The following is a 3,165-nucleotide window of genomic DNA, read 5'->3' as shown; positions in this document are numbered from 1 at the left end:
TAAAATCCCTCGACCGATTGGTCATGCGGGTTCGAGCCCCGCCGTCCGCACCAGCCCCCCCCTCACGCGCGCGATCACAGAGAAGCGGAATAGCCCGGGCGCGCCGCCTCCGGGCAGCGATGCCGGCCACGCATTCGGCGCGTCCGGATGCGCAAGGCTGCCATTGCCGGAAAGAAGGGCCGTCGTGCAGGTTGCGCCCTGCCCATGCGCAATCCGAAAACAGAAAAACCCGGCCGCAAGGACCGGGTTTCTCAAAACTAGACCTGAGCGCTTCTTAGAAGTCGCGCTGCAGACGGAACCAACCACCCCAAGTGTCGTCCTTGAAGTAGGAGTCCGGCAGGTCGGCATAGTCGAAGTTGACCTTGGCGGACAGGCCGTCAACAATCTCGTAGTCGAACAGAGCGCCGAAGGTGTAGAAGCTCTTGTTCGAAGCCGTCGGGATGTTGACCGAGGTCCACTGGATAGCCGGCGTGATGGTGAACTTGTCGGTGACGTCAAGAGCGTAACCGGCAGCCAGCTGCCATTCGGCGTAGATCGAGTTCGGAGCCGGAGCGCCAGCAAAGGGATAGCTGTCGAACCAGTCATCGAAGGTGTTGGCATAGGCGTTCCAGCCCGAAGCCCACGAAGCACCGAGGTCAAGCTGACCCGGGCCGAGAGCAAGGGTCGTCATCGCACGAACCGAACCGTCTTCGTTGAAGGTGTCGTAGCCACCGTCAACCTTGAAGCCGATACCGCCTGCCTGGAAGCCGACACGACCGGAAACGCCGATGCGAGCCAGGTCCGGATCGCCGGTGTAGCCAACCTGCGAAGCCGTCAGAGCGTCAAGCGAGAGACCGGCTACGAAGCCGTCGCCCGTGAAGACGTAACGCATCGAGTTGAACTTGGTGTTGCCCGACAGGTCGTCGATTTCGCCGACAAGACCTTCATCCCAGTAGCTCTGGAAATAACCGGCCTGGAAGCCGCCGAGAGCGAGGTAGGTCTGGTCGAGACCGAAGGTCGTGCCCGAACCGCCGGCGCTGTGCGCTTCAGCGTTCATCTTGATGACGCCTGTCAGGACACCGAGCTCGGTTTCCGTCTTGCTGGCGATGTCAATCTGAGCCTTGGTGAAAACGTCCCAGGTGCCCGGCTGACCAGCGGCCCACTGCGGGGTCGTCTTGCTCAGGGCGCTAACCTGGAAACGGACGTAACCGCCGATATCGAGGCAGGTTTCGGTGCCCGGGATGTAGAAGTAGCCGGCACCGAAGGTGTCGCAGACTTCAACATAGTTGGCAGCTACAGGCTCGATGACCACAACCGGGTCGGCAGCCTGAGCGCCGGAAGCTGCTGCAACTGCTGCAGCGGAGCCGAGGAGAAGGCTCTTCACGTTCATAATGACCTCCAAATAAGGTTTAAAGCGGGTCTGGGATTTTCGCCGAGGCGTTCCCTGCCCCATCCCCTGGTTTCAAGAAGACCGGGCCGTCTCGCCCTCACTTCCGAGGTTGAACATACAAGACCGCGTCACGATCGCAATCACCAATCATCCGGTTTGTCGTCTTCAGGCCGTCCTTACCTGCTTGCTGTTGCGGATTGGCAACAAGTACCCCCTCCGGAGCGGCAAATCTTTACAAAAGGTAAAGAAAACAAGAGCGAAACAGGCGTCGGATCGCAGTCGGGAACGAACGAATCTGCCTGAAGCGGGCGATTCCGGATCAAAATCCGTCCGTCACAACACCACATTCGCCCGCAACAGCCTGCTGTCCGCACGCGATTTCGACGGGAATCACCGTGCATGCCGTCTGCCGCACGGATGAACGAGACCCGTAAAGCCAATGCGCCGCGTCCCCCGGCGCCATCATCAAACGGTCCGCCCTTGCCAGTTTCCGGGGCCGCCGCCCCGGCTTAAGGCTTCAGACCAGTTCCACGTCCACGACGCCGGCGACGGCCCGCATGGCCGAGGCCACCTCGGGCGACAGGCGATACTTGCCCGGCAACTCGACCTCGATCTCGCGAAGACCGTGATCCTGGATGACGACAAACGACACCAGGCCCTCGCCATTCTCATTCAGGTGGCGCGCGAGCGAGGCGATCGGCGAATCGTCGCGCAGGAATATCCGCATCGCGCTTTGCTGGCGCACAGCCTCCTCCTCGAGCGACTGGACCGTCTGGATGCGCATGCCGATCCCTTCCGGCCGCATTTCGGCGGAAACGGTGATGACGACCGATGTGCCGGGTTCCAGCAGATCACGGTACTGATAGAGCATCTCCGAAAACAGCACCGCCTCGAACTGGCCGGTGGCATCTGAAAAGGTAACGATGCCCATGCGGTTGCCGGTCCGGGTCTTGCGTTCCTGCTTGGCCACCACGGTGCCCGCGAGCCGGCCGCGGTCCGAACCGTTCTTCACCGAAAGCTGGAACGCCGAGAAAGCCTGAACGCGCATCTTCGCCAGAATATCGGCATAGGCATCGAGCGGATGGGCCGTCTGATAGAAGCCGAGCATCTGGTACTCGCGCATCAGCCGTTCGGAGTCGGAAAGCGGCGTATAGTCCGGGAGCACGATCTTGGAGACCTGGCCGGCGCTTCCGAAGATATCGGCCTGGCCGCTGGCGCGATCCTCCTGGGTTCGCTGGGCAAGGCCGATGATGCGATCGAGTCCGGCCAGAAGCGCCGCGCGGTCATGGCCGAAACAATCAAACGCGCCGGCGCAGATCAGGCTCTCCAGAACCCGGCGGTTGACGAGCTTGGGGTCAATGCGCTGGCAGAAATCCTCAAGATCGACAAAGGGCCTCTCGCCGCGCGCCGCGACGATATGATCGACGGCCGCATCGCCGACGCCCTTGATGGCGGCAAGCGCATAGTAGATCCGGTCCTCGCCCGGCTCGAAATGCCGGTGGCTCGTCTGGATCGACGGCGCCACCACCTCGATGCCGAGCCTTCGGGCGTCGTGCCGAAAATCGTTCAGCTTTTCGGTATTGGCCATGTCGAGCGTCATCGACGCGGCAAGGAACTCCACCGGATAATGCGCCTTCAGAAAGGCAGTATGATAAGAGACGATGGCGTAGGCCGCGGCATGCGACTTGTTGAAGCCGTAATTGGCGAATTTCGCCAGAAGATCGAAGATCTCGTCCGCGCGCTGCTTCTTGACGCCCTTTTCGACCGCGCCCTCGACGAAACGGACGCGCTGCTTG

General features: G+C 61.5%; 2 protein-coding genes. Both read right to left on the bottom strand.

All coding sequences use genetic code 11. From position 1 onward, the window contains the following. Window positions 1-274: 274 nt before the first annotated feature. Window positions 275-1,369 carry a porin gene (locus AC5DC2_RS21830; RefSeq protein ID WP_491700002.1) on the bottom strand — a complete coding sequence of 365 codons (1,095 nt, stop codon included), beginning with the start codon at window positions 1,367-1,369 and terminating at the stop codon, window positions 275-277. 517 nt (window positions 1,370-1,886) lie between these two features. Beyond that, window positions 1,887-3,165: helix-hairpin-helix domain-containing protein (locus AC5DC2_RS21825; protein ID WP_491700001.1), on the bottom strand; the 1,279-nt coding region annotated here is incomplete at its 5' end.

The organism is Martelella sp., assembly GCF_984369615.1.
The sequence above is the reverse complement of the archived record's forward strand: the minus strand, read 5'-3'. Positions and strand labels throughout refer to the sequence as shown.